The following is a 16731-nucleotide window of genomic DNA, read 5'->3' as shown; positions in this document are numbered from 1 at the left end:
TAAAACGATGAATAGATTAAAATTACATAAAAGAGTACTATTGGTTATGTTGGTAGGAATAGGTCAGGTTAGTCCAGGTGTGGCACAAGAAAGTAAAACAGCGTTGGACACGCAAATTACAAAGGAGATGATGCAGCAAATTGCAAGTCAAAATCACCAGTATTACAAAGAAGGGAAAGTAGCAGATTATATTCCAGAATTGGGAAAAGCAAATGCAAAAGCCGTTGCTTTTTCTGTAGTAAAGGAGAATGGAGAAATTATCAATGTGGGTGATGTTGAAGCAAAATTCACTATTCAGAGTATTTCAAAAGTCATCGCTTTGATGATTGCCGTACAAGAAAAAGGCGAAAAAGCACTGTATGAACGCATTGGGTATTACGGTACTGAAAAAGCGTTTAATCACTATGCCAACTTGGAAACGGCAGGAAAACCCTTAAACCCCATGATGAATGCAGGGGCAATTTTAACAACCGCTTTCATTGAAGGAGAGGGAGATGTTGCCTACCAAAAGATTTTAAAGATGATTCGCTATATTACCAAAAACGAATCCATTGACATCAACCAAGCGGTTTACCTTTCTGAAAAAGAGACAGGACACCGCAACAGAGGAATTTTCTATTTATTGAAAAACAATGGTTTAATCGAAGGGGAAGAAACTAAATTAGACAACTATTTCAAGCAGTGTTCTATTGAAGTAACTGCAGAAGACTTAGCTAAAATTGGCTATTTCTATGCCAATGGTTGTACGCGTTTCGACGGAGATACAACCTATTACAACCGCGATTTAGCGCGTTTAATTCAAGCGCAAATGCTTATTGCAGGAATGTATGATTTTAGCGGTGAATATGCTAGAACAGTAGGGTTACCAAGTAAATCAGGCGTTGGTGGGGGAATTGCCGTTAGCGTACCTAATAAGATTGGAATCGGCGTGTTCAATCCTGCTTTAGATGAACATGGAAACTCTGTAGTAGGCTATCATATGTTGTATGACTTTGTCAATCAATTAGAGTTGAGCTTGTTTTAAAGGTTAGCTGAGATTTAATGAAAGTTTCTTAGTTTGTCAACTGGAAAGCAGTTGAGATACAGCGTTAACGAATAGTAGAAAAGGTCCTAGTACATAGTGTATTAGGACCTTTTTTATTGGAGATTCAGTATCGAATTAATTAGTCCTTAGTTTTTGCGTATGTTGTATGAAACGAAGGGTAAAACCAATTGTTAGGATGAGTATTAGTATTTGAACGACATAATCCTTAGCCGGAATCAGGAGAATGCTAAGAACAAAACTACCTACCGTTGCCCACATTCTATTTTTGTAATCGCTTAAAGTAATCTTGTCTTTTTCAAAAAGAAGAATTAAAAACGAAAGGATAGTTCCTCCTCCTAACAAGAATAAAATCGCTCTCCATTCGGTTTTACTATAGACGGAGTAGAACAATGTAATACTAGCTGTGAGTAGTCCGATATAAAGATTGGATTTGTCTAATCGAGCGATAGGAAGCCATTCCAGATGACTTTGATAGATTGTAGCACTAGTGCTATGTTCAAATTCTTCGGCTGTCACAACTTTACCTTGAATACAACGCGAATTTAGTGTTTTACGATACAGTTGGATGAGCCCTTTTCCTACATCCATAAACAGTAGGAGATAAATAGGATCTTGTTGTTGAGGTAAAGCAATCGTATTTTTAAAGTAATCGAGTTTCCAATGAATGGATGTTGCCTCATCAGGAAGGTAGATTTCAAGAGAATCACCATGCATAATGTAGGCAATTAATTCGCTTTTGTGATAAATCTTTAGCCGTCTGGCATGATACCAATTTCTAGGAAAAAAAAGCTTGAGGTGGACCGTTTTCATAATAGAAAATTTTGATTAAACGAAGAGTAGAGTAAAAATGAACTGCAACGCCTACATCAAAAAAAAGCTAAACCAACTCAACTAGAGGGAATAGAGTAAAGCTTATTTAAAGTTTGTAATAAAATACATGCAGTACGAATATTTTTGTTTCATTATAAAATAAATTGAACAATTGATAAATCAATCTAATATAGTTTTAGGAATTGATATATGAAAAATATTCGTGTTAAAATATTATTTTTTTATTGAAACAGGTGGTTCATTTAGGCATGTATATGGCTGTATTTTTTTGAGAGGATAATCACCTGGACTTGAATGAAATGAGATAAGCCATGTGCAGGTAGTTTTATAAAAAGAATGGTAAATACGGTATAGCTTTTGGTTTTACTCTATTGGTTAGTACTAGTTTAAGATATACAAAAAAATAGAGGGTGACCTTTTGGGACACCCTCTATCTTATTTTTTATTCTAAACGAATTAGAATTGCTCTCTACCAGAGAAATGGAATGCACCTTCGATTGCTGCATTTTCGTCACTGTCAGATCCGTGAACAGCGTTTTCTCCAATTGATTTAGCGTATTTTTTACGGATAGTCCCTTCCGCTGCCTCAGCAGGGTTAGTTGCTCCGATTAATTTTCTGAAATCTTCAACAGCGTTATCTTTTTCTAAAATAGCTGCTACGATTGGTCCTCTTGACATGAATTCAACTAATTCACCATAGAAAGGTCTTTCAGCGTGTACTTCGTAGAATTTTTGTGCGTCTCTAACAGTTAACTGAGTTAACTTCATTGAAACAATTTTAAATCCTGCTTCTGTAATCATGTTAAGGATTCCACCGATGTGACCTGCTTCTACTGCGTCAGGTTTAATCATTGTAAAAGTTCTGTTCGTTGCCATTTGTTCTAAAATTAAATTTTTTGCAAAAATAGACTTTTATGTCTAATATATTGTATTTTCATTCAAAATCTTCACAGTCAAAGTGAAGTAATTGCTTTATGCGGTTGGAATATCCAATAAACGCTGAGCGAGATCAATCATTTCAGGGGTTCCTGTATGTTTTTTTGGTTCATCAGATAGCTTGACTACATCAGTCCAAGGCCCGCCTTCTGGATAGGCTTGCGTCATTTTTATAACGATGTTCAGAGCGGGTAGGCCTGCATCATTGGTGAAGTCGGTACCGATACCGAAGGACATCCCAATGCGATTTTTGCAATAGGTCGCGATGCGCTCTACTTTTTCAGGGTTTAATCCATCCGAAAAAATAATGGTTTTCGACAGCGGATCGATATTCATCTTCTTATAATGTTCGATGGTTTGATTTGCAAAATCAATCGGGTCCCCACTGTCGTGGCGTACTCCATCAAATAATTTGGCGAATTTTTTGTCAAAGGATTCAAAGAACACCTTACTTGTATAGGTGTCGGTCAAGGCGATTCCCAAATCGCCTCTATAGGTATCTACCCAATGTTCTAATCCCATGGAATTAGCCATTTTAAAGCCGTATTTAGCAGCGTGGAACATAAACCATTCATGTGCATGTGTTCCAATGGGTTTGGTGCCGTATTTCATGGCTAAATGCACATTGCTCGTTCCGATAAAGGTTCCACCTCCATATTGTTGTAAGGTTTCTACTACGACTTGATGCACGCCATACGAATGCCTGCGTCGCGTACCAAATTCGGCAATGGTAATGCCTAGCTTTTTGTAGTTCTCAATTTTCTCTTTGGTCTTTGTGCGAATGATGTCGTCTGCCTCGCGCACTAAGCCCGTCATTTTGTAATATAGTTCACAAATGATTGACATTAAAGGCACTTCCCATAGAATCGCGCGATACCAATAGCCTTTGATCGCTACTTCTAAGTCCTCTCTATCTTGGGTGATCTCTACTTCAGACGGATCGAAGTGGTACCCCTGTAAAAAATCCAAATAGGTCGGATCCAAATACGGACAAGTCACCTGCAGAAAAGTTTTTTCTTGTTTGGTTAATTTGAGTTTTGCCATTTCATCAACAGCTAGGCGCAACGCTTCTGCAAAGCCCGCAGGATACTTATGTTGACCGCGATTGATGAAAATATAAGCAGCTTTTGCATAGGGAAATTGTTTAATTACCGCATGCTGCATCGTGAATTTATAAAAGTCATTGTCTAAAATAGAGGGAATGACTTGAGGGGAATGTAGTGTTTCCATAGCATTATTGGGTTAATCGATCGACTTGTACATCAGATTAAAGCGCAAATATACAAGGTACGAAAAGTCCTAAGGATATCTCTTAAAATTGAGATAAAAAAACAAACCCGCTGTTAAATGATATAAAAGCGGGTTGATTTAGGTTATTTATTCAAAGGATTGCAGGGATACGAGTTTCGTATACGTGCCATTTTGTTTCATCAATTCTTCATGTGTGCCTTGTTCGACAATTTTTCCTTTCTGCATCACAACGATTAAGTCTGCGTTTTGAATAGTAGACAAACGGTGTGCAATAACAAGGGAAGTTCTGTTTTTCATCATGTTCTCTAAAGCGTCTTGAACCAGTTTTTCGCTTTCCGTATCCAAAGCCGAAGTTGCCTCGTCTAGCACCATAATCGGTGGGTTTTTCAAGACCGCTCTCGCAATCGATAAACGCTGTTTCTGCCCTCCAGATAATTTACTTCCTGAATCTCCTATATTGGTGTCAATTCCTCCAGGTAAGTTTTGGACAAACTCATAGGCATTTGCGACTTTCAAGGCAGCAATGATTTCCTCATCTGTCGCCCCTTCATTGCCAATTAACATATTGGCTTTGATTGAATCGTTGAATAGAATACTGTCTTGGGTTACTAAACCAATCAAGCTACGCAAGCTGTGTAAATCCATGTTGCGAATGTCCTCGTTGTCAATCTTAATGGCTCCTGTATTGATATCCCAAAAACGAGTCAATAAATTGGCTAATGTGCTTTTTCCACTTCCAGATTGTCCAACTAAAGCTACAGATTTTCCCTTGGGAATCGTTAAACTGAAGTCTTTTAAAACCAAGTCATCTTCGTACTTGAAGCTGATGTTTTCAATGGAAATCTCCTTGTCAAAACTCGCTTTTTGTATAGCATTCTCCGGGCTAGTAATTGGATTATGCTCTTCTAAAACTTCCAACACTCGTTCTGCCGCCGCATTTCCACGTTTTAGTGAATAGGACGCCTTTGACATGGCTTTGGCTGGTGTTAATATATTATACGCCATTCCAATATAAGCGATAAAAGCAGAACTAGTTAACGTTTTTTCTCCCAATACAAGATGTCCCCCATAAACTAACAAGACAGCAATCGTCACAATACCTAAGAACTCACTTAAAGGAGAAGATAAGTTTTGACGATTTAAGATTGTATTGTTTAATTCATAGAACGATTGCGTAGAATCTTGAAATTTTTTATTGAACTTTTTCTCCGCATTAAAACTTTTAATCACCTTTAATCCAGAGAGTGATTCTTCAATAATAGACAAGAAATACCCCTGTTCTTCTGAAGCTTTTTGTGAACTTCTCTTCAGTGTTTTTCCAACCTTGGAAATGATAATTCCCGAAATAGGGACAAAGATAAAAACGAAGATGGTCAATTCAGTACTGATGGCAAACATACCAATAATAGTGAATACAATCGTTAGGGGTTCTCTAACCAACACCTCTAGTATCGATAAAAAGGAATGCTGAATTTCCAATACGTCAGACGTCATTCTTGAAATTACATCTCCCTTGCGTTTTTCAGAGAAAAAAGACAACGGAAGATCCACTGACTTTTTGTACATCGCATTGCGGATATCTTTTAATACGCCATTGCGCAGGAATGTAATAAAATACATCGCCCAATAGTTGAATAAGTTTTTGAGTAAGAAGATAGAAATGACAACAAAGGCCATAATCATCAAGGTATATTGAGCACCGTGCTCTGAAGTATATTGCGTGAGATAAAAAGACATGAGGTCTGAGCAATATTCTTTTAAATGACCTATTCCTGTATAAATTGGTTTTTCAATGACTTTTTTTCCATCGTCAAATAAAACAGTTAACATGGGAATCAACGCCAAAAAACCTAAGGCACTAAAAAGGGCATAGAGGATATTGAATACAACGTTCAGATAAGCGTACGATTTATACGGCTTAGCGAAGTGGATGATCTTTTTAAAATATTGGTTCATATAGGGTAAATATAAAAAGCAAAAATAAAGAAAAGACTGGTTTTTTTACCAGTCTTTCCTATGCTGTTTAGTTCAGTTTCATTTCGTCTATGATAGACTGAATTTTATCGGATAAGAATTGCTCAACTGCTTTGATATCTTCCAAGCGATCCAACCATTCGTTTACACTGAAGTAGAATTTAATCTTCGGTTCGGTTCCACTAGGACGTGCCGCTATCTTTGTGCCGTCTTCGAGGTAGTAAATCAATACATTTGATTTTGGAATGTTGATGGATTCCGTATCGCCTGTGATTAAATTTTTCGCCTGACTACTTTGGTAATCTTCCACACATACCACGCGTTGACCAATAATTTCTGTCAATGGATTTTCGCGTAATTCTACCATCATCTGTTTGATTTCTTCCGCTCCTGAAATTCCTTTTTTTACAAGGGAAATCAAGTGCTCTTTGTAGTAGCGATGGTCGATGTATAAATTCATTAACTCTTGGTAAAACGAGCTTCCTGCAGCTTTAGCAAGCGCTGCAATTTCACAAACAAGTAGAGCAGAAGCAACGGCATCTTTGTCGCGTACATTGTCGCCAACCATATAACCAAAACTCTCTTCTCCACCACCTATAAACTGTTGATTTGGAAATTCTTTAATGAATTTGGCAATCCATTTGAAGCCTGTTAATCCCACTTTACATTCCACACCATAGCTCTCTGCTAGATCGAGCATCATAGGAGTAGAAACAATGGTAGAACCTATAAATTCATTGCCTTTGAAGCCTTTGTTTACTTTCCATTGTTCCAATAAGAAGGCGGTCATCATCACCATGGTTTGGTTTCCGTTTAGCAAAATCATTTGTCCATCCAAATCGCGAACACCAATACCAATACGGTCTGAATCAGGATCTGTACCAATAACGATATCGGCTCCTTTTTCTTCTGCTAAGGCCAAGGCCATCGTTAAGGCTTCTGGTTCTTCGGGGTTGGGTGATTCTACTGTCGGGAAATCTCCATTGGGCTCCTCTTGTTCTTTTACAATATAAACATTGTTATAGCCCGCCTCTTTTAAGGTTCTAGGAATTAATTTTATTGACGTTCCGTGAAGAGAGGTATACGCGATTTTTAATTCGTCTTTTACCGCTTGAGCCGTGTTGAAACTCGCATTTTTTATCGTTGATTCAATAAAAGCACGATCTAATTCCTCTCCTACGGTTGTGATTAAAGCATCATTACCTGCGAAATTGACTTGTTCATACGTCAAGCTGTTGATTTCATCAATGACTGCTCCGTCTTCTGGGGGTACAATTTGACCTCCATCAGACCAATATACTTTGTATCCGTTGTATTCTGGTGGATTGTGAGACGCCGTTAAAACAATCCCTGCCTGACATCCATAGTAGCGAACCGCAAAAGATAATTCGGGCGTAGGACGCATATCGCCAAACAAATACACCTCGATACCATTTGCCGTAAATACATCTGCTACTACTTTTGCTAGCGACTGACTGTTGTGACGGCAATCGTAATTGATTGCTACTTTTAAGGGTAGATTAGGAAAAGATTTTTTAATAAAATTAGATAAGCCCTGTGTGTTTTTTCCTAGGGTGTATTTATTGATGCGGTTGGTTCCCACACCCATAATACCTCGCATTCCTCCTGTACCAAATTCTAAGTTTTTGTAAAAACTATCTTGCAGTTGGATGGGATCTTGGTCAAGTAATTGTTGAACAATCGCTTGGGTTTCAGTGTCAAAGGGTTCTGTTAACCATTGTTCTACCTTGGCTAAAATTTCTTTATCTATTTGCATCTTCTTTTAATTTAGCGTTCTGTTTAAACCACTGTAAGCAGCAATTTTATATCGACTTGTATTTGATTTTGTTTTTAAAATAAGCTCGCCCACAAAGCCAGCTAAGAACAATTGTGTTCCGATGATCATCATGGCTAAAGCAATGTAAAACCAGGGATCTTGTGTAACCAAGATGGCTGGCTTGTTTTGGTATAACTTGATTAATTTATTCGCGCCAATGCAACTAGCAGCTATAAAACCAATAAGGGAGGTTATCACACCTAAGGTGCCGAATAGGTGCATGGGACGTTTGCCAAATTTAGATAAAAACCAAATGGTGATTAAATCCAAAAAGCCATAAATAAAACGGCTCATACCAAATTTTGTGGTCCCGTATTTTCTCGCTTGGTGTTGAACTACTTTTTCGCCAATTTTATCAAAACCTTCATTCTTAGCTAAAACTGGAATATAGCGGTGCATCTCACCTGAGACCTCGATGTTCTTGACCACTTCATTGCGATAGGCTTTTAAGCCACAGTTGAAATCGTTTAAGCGAACACCTGACGTTTTACGCGCTGCCCAATTGAATAATTTTGAAGGAAGATTTTTCGCTAATACCGAATCATATCGTTTTTTCTTCCATCCTGAGACCATATCAAAGTGATCTTGTGTAATCATCTGATACAAAGCAGGTATTTCATCCGGACTATCTTGTAAATCGGCATCCATGGTAATGACCACATCGCCTTCTGCTTGTGCAAATCCCGCGTGTAACGCCTGCGATTTCCCATAGTTGCGCTGAAATTTAATGCCTTTAACACAAGGGTCCTGCTCGGATAAAGCGCTAATGATTGTCCAGGAGGAATCACTACTGCCATCATCGATAAATAAAATCTCATAGGTATAGCCATTTTCCTGCATGACCTTGCGAATCCAAGCGTATAGCTCCGGAATCGATTCTGCCTCATTCAGCAAAGGAATAACAATGGATAGTTCGATACTCATATTTTAGTTTTTTGGAGCAGCTGTCGCCTGTTCTTCCTCTTGTTGTGGAGGAGTAAATTCGGATTTATTCTTGAAAATTGCAGCCAATAACAACCCTAATATAGAGTTTCTCAAAATACTACCCGCCCACATAAATAGCTGTGATTTTGGTTCAAATTGATTCAGCTCTTTAGCCTTGGCGAATTGTTCGTCAATCTGTGCTTGCGGTAGACCCGAATTGTTCAGGGTTTCCACTAACATATCGTGTAGTACTTTATTGATGACATCTTTAGCTGATGGGTCAACTAGTTGAAACAATACATTGTACAAAACGAAATTCATCGTAACTCCAATGGCAATCATAATCAAAAAAGGCGTAAACGCTTCTCGAAAAGTCAAATAACCCCCCATTTTTCGCTTTGCCGCAAATACGCATAATACGCCAATAATGATGATAATGGCCATATTGAAAAAGCCAACAAATTTATTGGCAAATAGCGTTTGGTCAGTAAAAAATAAGGTGCAGTTAAATAGGATGTAATACAATGCTAATACAATCCCAAATGTTATGCCTACTTTGTTGAGCGGGTTCTTCATCAGTGTGTTTTCAAAAAAATGTAAGATACAAATATACTAAAATACCCCTTTAGTTTGTTGTGTCAGGACAATAAAGGTGAAAGATCAATCGCGCTAAGCTCATTTTATACAAAAACAACGCTTTGACAAGTGTTTGTCTCGTAAACAACGGACGAGCTTCTTTTTTTAGGTCAGTTGTTTTTGCTACTTTTACCTTTGGAAAAAAAGGAAAGGACTCAACTAAGAATAGGAGAATATGGAAGTATTGTATATCAAAAATATGGTGTGTCACCGTTGTACGTTAATGGTTCAAAACGAAATTGAAGCATTGGGATTGAAGAGTACATCCATCAAATTAGGAGAAGTCGAGTTGGAACAAGAACTGAGCACTGCTCAAAGAATTGCGCTAACACAGCGTTTAGAGGCTTTGGGATTTGCATTGATTGACGACAAAAAGAGTCAGTTGATCGCCCAGATCAAAACAACTATTGTGGAACTTGTCCACTATCAGAATAATGAGCTTCAAATGAATCTCTCAGATTATTTGAGTCAAAAACTCGGACATGATTACAACTACCTCTCTAGCTTGTTTTCCGAAGTTGAAGGTAAGACAATTGAAAAGTATTTCATCGCTCAAAAAATTGAAAAAATTAAAGAACTCTTGGTATACGACGAACTTTCTCTCAGCGAGATTGCCCATCGACTCAACTATTCAAGTGTGGCCTATTTGAGCAACCAATTCAAAAAAGTAACGGGCTTAACGCCCAGCTATTTTAAAAAAATACGCGACAACAAAAGAAAACCCCTAGACGAGGTGTAGCGAAAAGTTACAAATTAATCCCGAAATTACATAACACTTTACTGGCCAATAGTGACCAAATTTGTACCATACAAATACAAGGAAAATTATGACCAGTACAAGTAAACATAAAATAGTATATCTACCGTTAGAGCAAGTGAACAGTGAGCACTGTGCCCTAGTGGTAGAAAAGGGACTGACCCAAGTTAGCGGTATTGACAGCCCCAAAGTGGAACTCAATAACCAACGTGTAGCACTTGCTATTGCGGATGCTGAAGTGATTGGACAAGCGGTGAAAAAAGTGCGCGACTTAGGCTATGAAGTACCTACGGTAAAGCAAACGTTTCCCGTTTTAGGCATGACTTGTGCCTCTTGTGCGGGAAGTGCAGAAAGCATTGTTAGCTTTGAAGAAGGTGTCGTTCACGCTGCTGTAAATTTTGCCACAGGAAATTTAACTGTTGAATATGTACCCACGTTAACCAATGCAACCCAATTGCAAAAAGCAGTACAAGGGGCTGGGTACGATTTATTAATTGTGGATGAAGCCGAACAACAAGAATCACTAGAAGCAATACAGGCCGAAAAATTCAAAAAACTCAAACGCAAAACATGGGGCGCTGTACTCTTGTCGATTCCCGTGGTGGCTATCGGAATGTTCTTTATGGATATCCCCTATGGCAATGAAATCATGTGGTTGTTTTCAACTCCTGTTTTGTTGTACTTCGGAAAAGATTTCTTCGTAAACGCATGGAAACAGACGAAAAATCGTTCTGCTAATATGGATACCCTAGTGGCGTTGAGTACAGGGATCGCCTATGTATTTAGTGTCTTTACTATGTTGTTTCCCGAATTTTGGGCACGTAGAGGATTAGAAGCTCATGTGTACTTCGAAGCAGCTGCCGTGATTATCGCTTTCATCTTACTCGGTAAATTGTTGGAGGAAAAGGCAAAAGGCAATACGTCTTCCGCCATTAAAAAGCTCATGGGACTTCAACCTAAAACGGTTGTGGTTCTTCAAGCAGATGGAACAGAAAAGCAAATTCCCATCGAAGCCGTAGAGGTCGGTGCAGTAATCTTAGTAAAACCAGGAGAAAAGATAGCCGTGGACGGTATGGTACTCGGAGGAAACTCCTATGTTGACGAGAGTATGTTGAGTGGTGAACCCTTACCAGTATTGAAAAAAGAAGGGGAAAAAGTGTTTGCTGGAACAATTAATCAAAAAGGAAGCTTTCGCTTTGAGGCAGTCAAAGTTGGCAAAGAAACGATGTTGGCACAAATCATTCGCATGGTGCAAGATGCCCAAGGAAGTAAAGCCCCCGTGCAAAAATTAGTCGATAAAATTGCAGGAATATTCGTGCCTGTCGTAATTGGTATCGCTGTTTTGACGTTTGTGTTGTGGTTAATCCTCGGAGGTGAGCACGGTTTAGTACACGGTCTATTGGCCGCTGTAACGGTACTGGTGATCGCGTGTCCTTGTGCCTTGGGGTTGGCAACGCCAACGGCTATTATGGTGGGCGTGGGTAAAGGTGCAGAAAACGGTATTTTAATCAAAGATGCAGAAAGCTTAGAATTAGCCAAAAACGTTACGGCTATTGTTCTCGATAAAACGGGTACTATTACCGAAGGTAAACCACAGGTAACGGGAGTGAAATGGCTGGAGAACCAAGACGAGAGAAAAGACGTTTTACTCAGTATAGAAAAACAATCCGAACACCCATTAGCAGAAGCTGTAGTAGCGTATTTTGCAGGTGAGAAGTCAACGGATCTAACTGCTTTTGACAGTATTACAGGAAAAGGAGCTAAGGCAGATTATCGTGGAGAAACCTATTTTGTTGGCAATAAAAAGTTAATGCTGGAAAATAAAGTGACGATTGCTCCAAGCCTACAACAACAAGCCGATCAATGGGGGAGAGATTCCAAAACCGTGATTTGGTTTGCCAACAGCCAACAAGCTCTTGCTGTTATTGCTATTGCAGATCAAATTAAGCAAACTTCTGTTCAGGCGATTCAAGAGTTGCAAAACATGGGCATCCAATTGTATATGCTAACGGGAGATAATGAAGCAACGGCTCAAGCTATAGCCAAACAAACGGGTATTCAACACTATAAAGCGGAAGTATTACCACAAGATAAAGCTGATTTTGTTAAAAACCTGCAACAACAAGGACAAGTAGTTGCCATGGTAGGGGATGGAATTAACGATAGCACCGCCTTAGCTACAGCTGATGTTAGTATCGCCATGGGCAAAGGAAGTGATATCGCTATGGATGTAGCCAAAATGACGATCATCTCTTCGGATCTAACCAAAATTCCACAGGCGATTCGATTGTCAAAACAAACCGTTACCACCATCAAACAAAACTTATTTTGGGCCTTTATCTATAACTTAATCGGAATCCCCATTGCTGCAGGTATTTTGTATGCGATCAATGGATTTTTATTGAACCCTATGATTGCAGGAGCTGCCATGGCACTGAGTAGTGTGAGCGTGGTGAGCAACAGCTTACGCCTGAAGTGGAAAAAGTAATCCAACGAGAAATTTGACAAAAGAGAGTAAGAATACTATAACAAATTTAACGGCAAACCAAAGAACTTTGCCATAGTAATAACCCATAAAAAATAATAAACATGGACCATACAACAAATCAATTCAAAACGAATTTAAATTGCTCAAGCTGCGTAGGAAAAGTAACTGCAGACCTAAACGAAGCTCTAGGTGAAGGACAATGGACAGTAGATACTTCAGTGAGTGATAAAATCCTAACGGTGAAAAACACGAATGTCCCGGCTGAAGAAGTGGTGAATGTCATCAAGAAAAAAGGATTTAAGGCGGAAAGTCTTTAGTGGTGAATAGTGAGTGGTGAATAGTGACACTTACCACTTACCACTCACTAAAAAAAACAAGAAATAATATTTGTAAATTCAAATAAAATTGTAAATTTGCATGCTTAAATAAAATAAGTATAACCCAAAAGTTATTCAACGTTTACACCTTTCTTGAGAACAGAAAGCTTCGGAATAGAGAATAGCTCAATTTTTAAAAACAGATTTATCATGAAAAAAGGTATTCACCCAGAAAATTACAGATTAGTAGCATTTAAAGATATGTCAAATGAAGACGTATTCATTACAAAATCAACAGTTGAAACAAAAGAAACAATTGAAGTTGATGGAGTAGAATACCCAGTGTTTAAAATGGAGATTTCTCGTACATCTCACCCTTTCTACACAGGTAAATCTAAACTTATTGATACTGCAGGACGTATCGATAAATTTAAAAGCAAATATGCTAAATTCAACAAATAGTCTGAATTTACTTCAAATAACAAAAAACCTTCCAAGTAATTGGGAGGTTTTTTTTTGTATATCTGTCAGGGATATTGTGATTTTTAGATGAGATTCTCTTAACTTTGGATAATCTATGAACTGATATGTATTGCTATGAATTATATTTTATTTGACGGGGAAGTAAGAAATTCCCTATTGCCTTTTACCTTTACAAGACCAGTAGCGGATATACGCGTTGGGATTTTGACCATTCGTGAAAAATGGGAAAAACATTTGGGGTATACCACAACAACGGTAACGGAAGAATACTTGGAAGCTAAGTTTCCCATGGTTGAAGCAGAGCAAAACATTATGATTAATAGCGCGTTCTTGCCAACAGCAGAATTAGTAGAGCGTATTCAAGAGTTGAAACCTAATCAAGCGATTGTTTATCAGGATGATATTGTTGCTTTCTTTACAGAAGAGGAACAAGAAGAAATCGATTTTGAGGAGTATGAGATGATTGATTTTACGGCTACCCTACTAAAAATCGCACACAAATGGGATATTTTTCAGTTTAACGATGCAGCTATTCGTCAGGATTACGCCTTGTTAACAGAAGATCGCCAATCAGAACCGATTCCCTCAACAGTACAAGCACTCGGACGTGAACAAATCTTTATTGAAGAAGGAGCAGTGCTAAACTTCGTTACACTGAATGCGACTACAGGCCCTATTTACATTGGTAAAAATACCGAAATTATGGAAGGCGCAATTATTCGCGGACCATTTGCTCTTTGTGAAGGAGCTCAAGTGAAAATGGGAGCTAAAATATATGGTGCAACTACTGTAGGACCTGAGTGTAGAGTAGGGGGAGAGGTAAGTAACTCCGTATTGTTTGGCTATACCAACAAAGGACATGATGGTTTTTTAGGAAACTCTGTTTTAGGGGAATGGTGTAACCTAGGTGCTGATACCAATAACTCCAACCTGAAAAATAACTACGCAACAGTGAAACTGTGGAACTACGAAACAAATGCACAAGAAAATACAGGATTGCAGTTTTGTGGCTTAATGATGGGAGATCACAGTAAGAGTGGAATCAATACCATGTTTAATACCGGAACAGTCGTAGGAGTGGCATGTAGTATTTTTGGAGGTGGATTCCCTAAAACGTTTTTACCAAGCTTTACTTGGGGTGGTAAAGATTTAGATGATGTGTATGACGTTTCTAAAGCAATTGAAACCATGAAGATTGTAATGAGTCGCCGCCACGTTGAATGGACACAAGAAGAAGAAAATATTATCCGTCACCTGGCAGAAGAAAATCGCTTGGAGCGCTTTCAAGCGAAACTGAGTCGATAGATTTCTCGCTATAAAAGCATTTTATTTGACCTAAACAAAAAGGGTTTGCAACTGCAAACCCTTCTTGTTTATATGTATTGTTCGCCTACTTTAATAATAAGAAACAGTCTGTGGTCTATCGTAGTTAAAATTAGGTAAGTCCATGTTATATTGCACAGAGTTTGCACGGAATACACTTCCTCCCGAATCAGGCATGGTCGGATAGTACACCAAGGAAATAGTCACTTTACTAAAAACGAGATAATCGTTATTTGCGACGAGACCTAAGCTAAATCGAGAGTAGAGCTTAGGATCGAGCAGTCGATTTTTACTGTCTCCAATAAAGGCGCCTTCAAAACTGAAATACGGATTAAAACGGAACCCTTTCCACTCGTATGGAGCATAGGACTGCCATTGATAGGCCAAGGAAAGTCGTTTGGTACCCGTAACTTTTTGTGCGCGTATTCCCTGAATAATACCCTCTATCTTCAGTTCATCACCAATGTGATCATAGCGGTGGGAGCCGAGTACCATTTGGGGGACGAAGAAATGTCGGAATCGCCAATTACCCCATACAAAGAGTCGTGTAAAATAAGTACCTTCCAATCGAAAAGCTGCTTGTTCGGTTTTACCACCGTCAAAATGACCACCCCATTCTATATTCCCGGCAAAATACCCTAATTTGGTATAGCCACCCATTGAAAATCTAGCGCCAAAATAGGCCCTTCGCTTGTTGTATCGGTCGCGCATTCCCCCCGTAAAAGCTAAGATTTTACCTACTTGAACGTCTTCAATAATGTCGTAATTAAAGATAAATCGATCTTGAATATAGTTGGTAGAACTCAAGCTGATGGAAGCTAAATATAGGCGTTGATCGCGGTAATAATTATAGAGATCGTATTCAGGTCCTGGTGTTTTGTGGTAGTTTTCCTTTACAAATCGAAGCGACGTGCGCAAGTTGGTAATGGTAGGACTTTTGGTATATAGCGGAATAGAATACCCCGCCCAATAGTCATAGGTATTGTACTTGATCGATTCTAAGCTGTATTTCATGTTTTGATCAGGGAGGGAATCTCGCCTAAAGCGCTGCTGTGCGCTAACCCCCCCTGCCCATTTAGCATAGGGAGAGTAAAAGGGCCTGTTGAGTGAAACTCCTTTGACATAGTTTCCCCAAGCGTCTTGATTGAATAATACATTGGAGCGAATAAACGTATTTTGGATGTTATTCACTGCATAGCTAAAATAAGCACCTTCTCTGTTTTCGCTAAATCTCCTAATATATTGAACGGTTACATCATGTCCGAATCCACCAAAATTTCGATCTGTTAGTTTTATGCGCATAGATGAAGTAGAAATCGAACCACTAGGATAAATGGTCCATGAATCTAGTTCGCGGATTGCTATATCTACAGAATCAGGAGAGGAGGTAGGAAGTGCTGTAATCAAAACCCGACGCACATAGCGTTGCGTACGGATTAAACGCTCGGATTCTTTGACTTTTAACGAGTCGAAAACATCGCCTTCTTTAAAGAGTAAAAAATTGCGAATTGTAAATTTTTTCGTTTTTAAATGGGCGCGGTTTCCCCATACTTCCAACGCTTTCTCAGGCTTTTTTAGGGTGTCTTTCTCCGAATATCCAAAGGGATCAAGCGTGGTAATCTTGATGTTTCGAATAATCTTTCCTTCGCCTTGATCCAACTGACGGTTTACTTGTACTTCCGGAGCATGAGCTACCAAACGCTTGTTGTTTTTATACACCAGCTTGTTGAATAACCGACCTAGTTTACTGTGCTTGTTTTTCTCCTTGAGGTTGGAAAAAATCTCCGTCGTATCTTTTTGCTCCTGAAAAGGCAATTTCTTGTACTGTACGCTGTCAAATTGCGGCACCGTATCCATTTTCATTATAGGCTTCGTTTGTGCGCATGTCAGTTGCACAGCAAAACAAATGAAAAATAGAAAAGGGACCTT

The 16731-nt window shown here is 38.8% G+C and carries 14 protein-coding genes; 6 read left to right on the top strand and 8 right to left on the bottom strand.

Annotation, left to right across the window (positions count from 1 at the left end; translation table 11 throughout):
• Positions 1–7 precede the first annotated feature (7 nt).
• Positions 8–1024 carry a glutaminase A gene (glsA, locus tag HX062_RS06440; protein ID WP_286466835.1) on the top strand — a complete coding sequence of 339 codons (1017 nt, stop codon included), beginning with the start codon at positions 8–10 and terminating at the stop codon, positions 1022–1024.
• A 135-nt stretch (positions 1025–1159) separates the two neighbouring features.
• Here glsA and HX062_RS06435 read toward each other — a convergent pair whose 3' ends face one another.
• From HX062_RS06435 to HX062_RS06405, 7 genes are all read right to left on the bottom strand, one after another.
• Positions 1160–1855 (bottom strand): hypothetical protein, encoded by a 696-nt coding sequence (locus HX062_RS06435; protein WP_286466834.1) that lies wholly within the window; start codon positions 1853–1855, stop codon positions 1160–1162.
• Between the two features lie 477 nt (positions 1856–2332).
• On the bottom strand, positions 2333–2752 hold the full coding sequence (locus tag HX062_RS06430; RefSeq protein ID WP_002986848.1) for a nucleoside-diphosphate kinase: 420 nt from the start codon (positions 2750–2752) through the stop codon (positions 2333–2335).
• A gap of 96 nt (positions 2753–2848) precedes the next feature.
• Positions 2849–4042, bottom strand: a complete 1194-nt coding sequence (pncB, locus tag HX062_RS06425; protein ID WP_286466832.1) for a nicotinate phosphoribosyltransferase — start codon at positions 4040–4042, stop codon at positions 2849–2851.
• A 147-nt stretch (positions 4043–4189) separates the two neighbouring features.
• Positions 4190–6019 carry an ABC transporter ATP-binding protein gene (locus HX062_RS06420; RefSeq protein ID WP_286466831.1) on the bottom strand — a complete coding sequence of 610 codons (1830 nt, stop codon included), beginning with the start codon at positions 6017–6019 and terminating at the stop codon, positions 4190–4192.
• Between the two features lie 67 nt (positions 6020–6086).
• On the bottom strand, positions 6087–7814 hold the full coding sequence (locus HX062_RS06415; protein WP_286466830.1) for a phospho-sugar mutase: 1728 nt from the start codon (positions 7812–7814) through the stop codon (positions 6087–6089).
• Between the two features lie 6 nt (positions 7815–7820).
• A complete protein-coding gene (locus HX062_RS06410) occupies positions 7821–8792 on the bottom strand; it encodes a glycosyltransferase family 2 protein (RefSeq protein WP_286466896.1) in 972 nt (323 codons plus the stop codon).
• Positions 8793–8801: 9 nt separating this feature from the next.
• Positions 8802–9374: a DUF4199 domain-containing protein gene (locus tag HX062_RS06405; RefSeq protein ID WP_182627059.1), complete on the bottom strand. Its 573-nt coding sequence runs from the start codon at positions 9372–9374 to the stop codon at positions 8802–8804.
• A 235-nt stretch (positions 9375–9609) separates the two neighbouring features.
• Here HX062_RS06405 and HX062_RS06400 point away from each other — a divergent pair, with 235 nt between their 5' ends.
• The 5 genes from HX062_RS06400 to HX062_RS06380 all read left to right on the top strand — a co-directional run bounded on the left by HX062_RS06400 (position 9610) and on the right by HX062_RS06380 (position 14784).
• Positions 9610–10173 carry a helix-turn-helix domain-containing protein gene (locus tag HX062_RS06400; protein ID WP_182627057.1) on the top strand — a complete coding sequence of 188 codons (564 nt, stop codon included), beginning with the start codon at positions 9610–9612 and terminating at the stop codon, positions 10171–10173.
• An 88-nt stretch (positions 10174–10261) separates the two neighbouring features.
• Positions 10262–12679 (top strand): heavy metal translocating P-type ATPase, encoded by a 2418-nt coding sequence (locus tag HX062_RS06395; protein WP_286466829.1) that lies wholly within the window; start codon positions 10262–10264, stop codon positions 12677–12679.
• 101 nt (positions 12680–12780) lie between these two features.
• Entirely contained in the window at positions 12781–12996 is a 216-nt protein-coding gene (locus HX062_RS06390; RefSeq protein WP_182627053.1) for a heavy-metal-associated domain-containing protein, read from the top strand.
• Between the two features lie 210 nt (positions 12997–13206).
• Complete coding sequence (locus HX062_RS06385; RefSeq protein ID WP_182627051.1) at positions 13207–13458, top strand: type B 50S ribosomal protein L31; 252 nt, start codon at positions 13207–13209, stop codon at positions 13456–13458.
• Positions 13459–13593: 135 nt separating this feature from the next.
• The gene (locus HX062_RS06380) at positions 13594–14784 is read left to right on the top strand and encodes a GlmU family protein (protein WP_286466827.1); all 1191 of its coding nucleotides are present in this window, start codon (positions 13594–13596) and stop codon (positions 14782–14784) included.
• Positions 14785–14874: 90 nt separating this feature from the next.
• On the opposite strand, the gene HX062_RS06375 is transcribed toward HX062_RS06380, so the two are convergent.
• Positions 14875–16665: a BamA/TamA family outer membrane protein gene (locus HX062_RS06375; RefSeq protein WP_286466826.1), complete on the bottom strand. Its 1791-nt coding sequence runs from the start codon at positions 16663–16665 to the stop codon at positions 14875–14877.
• Positions 16666–16731 lie beyond the last annotated feature (66 nt).

Origin of the sequence: Myroides sp. DF42-4-2 (assembly GCF_030326445.1) — a bacterium.
Taxonomy (GTDB): Bacteria; Bacteroidota; Bacteroidia; order Flavobacteriales; family Flavobacteriaceae; genus Flavobacterium.
Note: the sequence above shows the minus strand (reverse complement) of the source record. Positions and strands in the feature narration are given on the sequence as shown.

Bases quoted from the DNA above. Each gene is read 5' to 3' on its own strand.
- HX062_RS06385 (WP_182627051.1), top strand. From the start codon at position 13,207: ATGAAAAAAGGTATTCACCCAGAAAATTACAGATTAGTAGCATTTAAA.
- HX062_RS06405 (WP_182627059.1), bottom strand. From the start codon at position 9,374: ATGAAGAACCCGCTCAACAAAGTAGGCATAACATTTGGGATTGTATTA.
- HX062_RS06390 (WP_182627053.1), top strand. From the start codon at position 12,781: ATGGACCATACAACAAATCAATTCAAAACGAATTTAAATTGCTCAAGC.
- HX062_RS06400 (WP_182627057.1), top strand. From the start codon at position 9,610: ATGGAAGTATTGTATATCAAAAATATGGTGTGTCACCGTTGTACGTTA.
- HX062_RS06415 (WP_286466830.1), bottom strand. From the start codon at position 7,814: ATGCAAATAGATAAAGAAATTTTAGCCAAGGTAGAACAATGGTTAACA.
- HX062_RS06375 (WP_286466826.1), bottom strand. From the start codon at position 16,665: ATGAAAATGGATACGGTGCCGCAATTTGACAGCGTACAGTACAAGAAA.
- HX062_RS06430 (WP_002986848.1), bottom strand. From the start codon at position 2,752: ATGGCAACGAACAGAACTTTTACAATGATTAAACCTGACGCAGTAGAA.
- HX062_RS06395 (WP_286466829.1), top strand. From the start codon at position 10,262: ATGACCAGTACAAGTAAACATAAAATAGTATATCTACCGTTAGAGCAA.
- HX062_RS06420 (WP_286466831.1), bottom strand. From the start codon at position 6,019: ATGAACCAATATTTTAAAAAGATCATCCACTTCGCTAAGCCGTATAAA.
- HX062_RS06380 (WP_286466827.1), top strand. From the start codon at position 13,594: ATGAATTATATTTTATTTGACGGGGAAGTAAGAAATTCCCTATTGCCT.
- HX062_RS06435 (WP_286466834.1), bottom strand. From the start codon at position 1,855: ATGAAAACGGTCCACCTCAAGCTTTTTTTTCCTAGAAATTGGTATCAT.
- pncB (WP_286466832.1), bottom strand. From the start codon at position 4,042: ATGGAAACACTACATTCCCCTCAAGTCATTCCCTCTATTTTAGACAAT.
- glsA (WP_286466835.1), top strand. From the start codon at position 8: ATGAATAGATTAAAATTACATAAAAGAGTACTATTGGTTATGTTGGTA.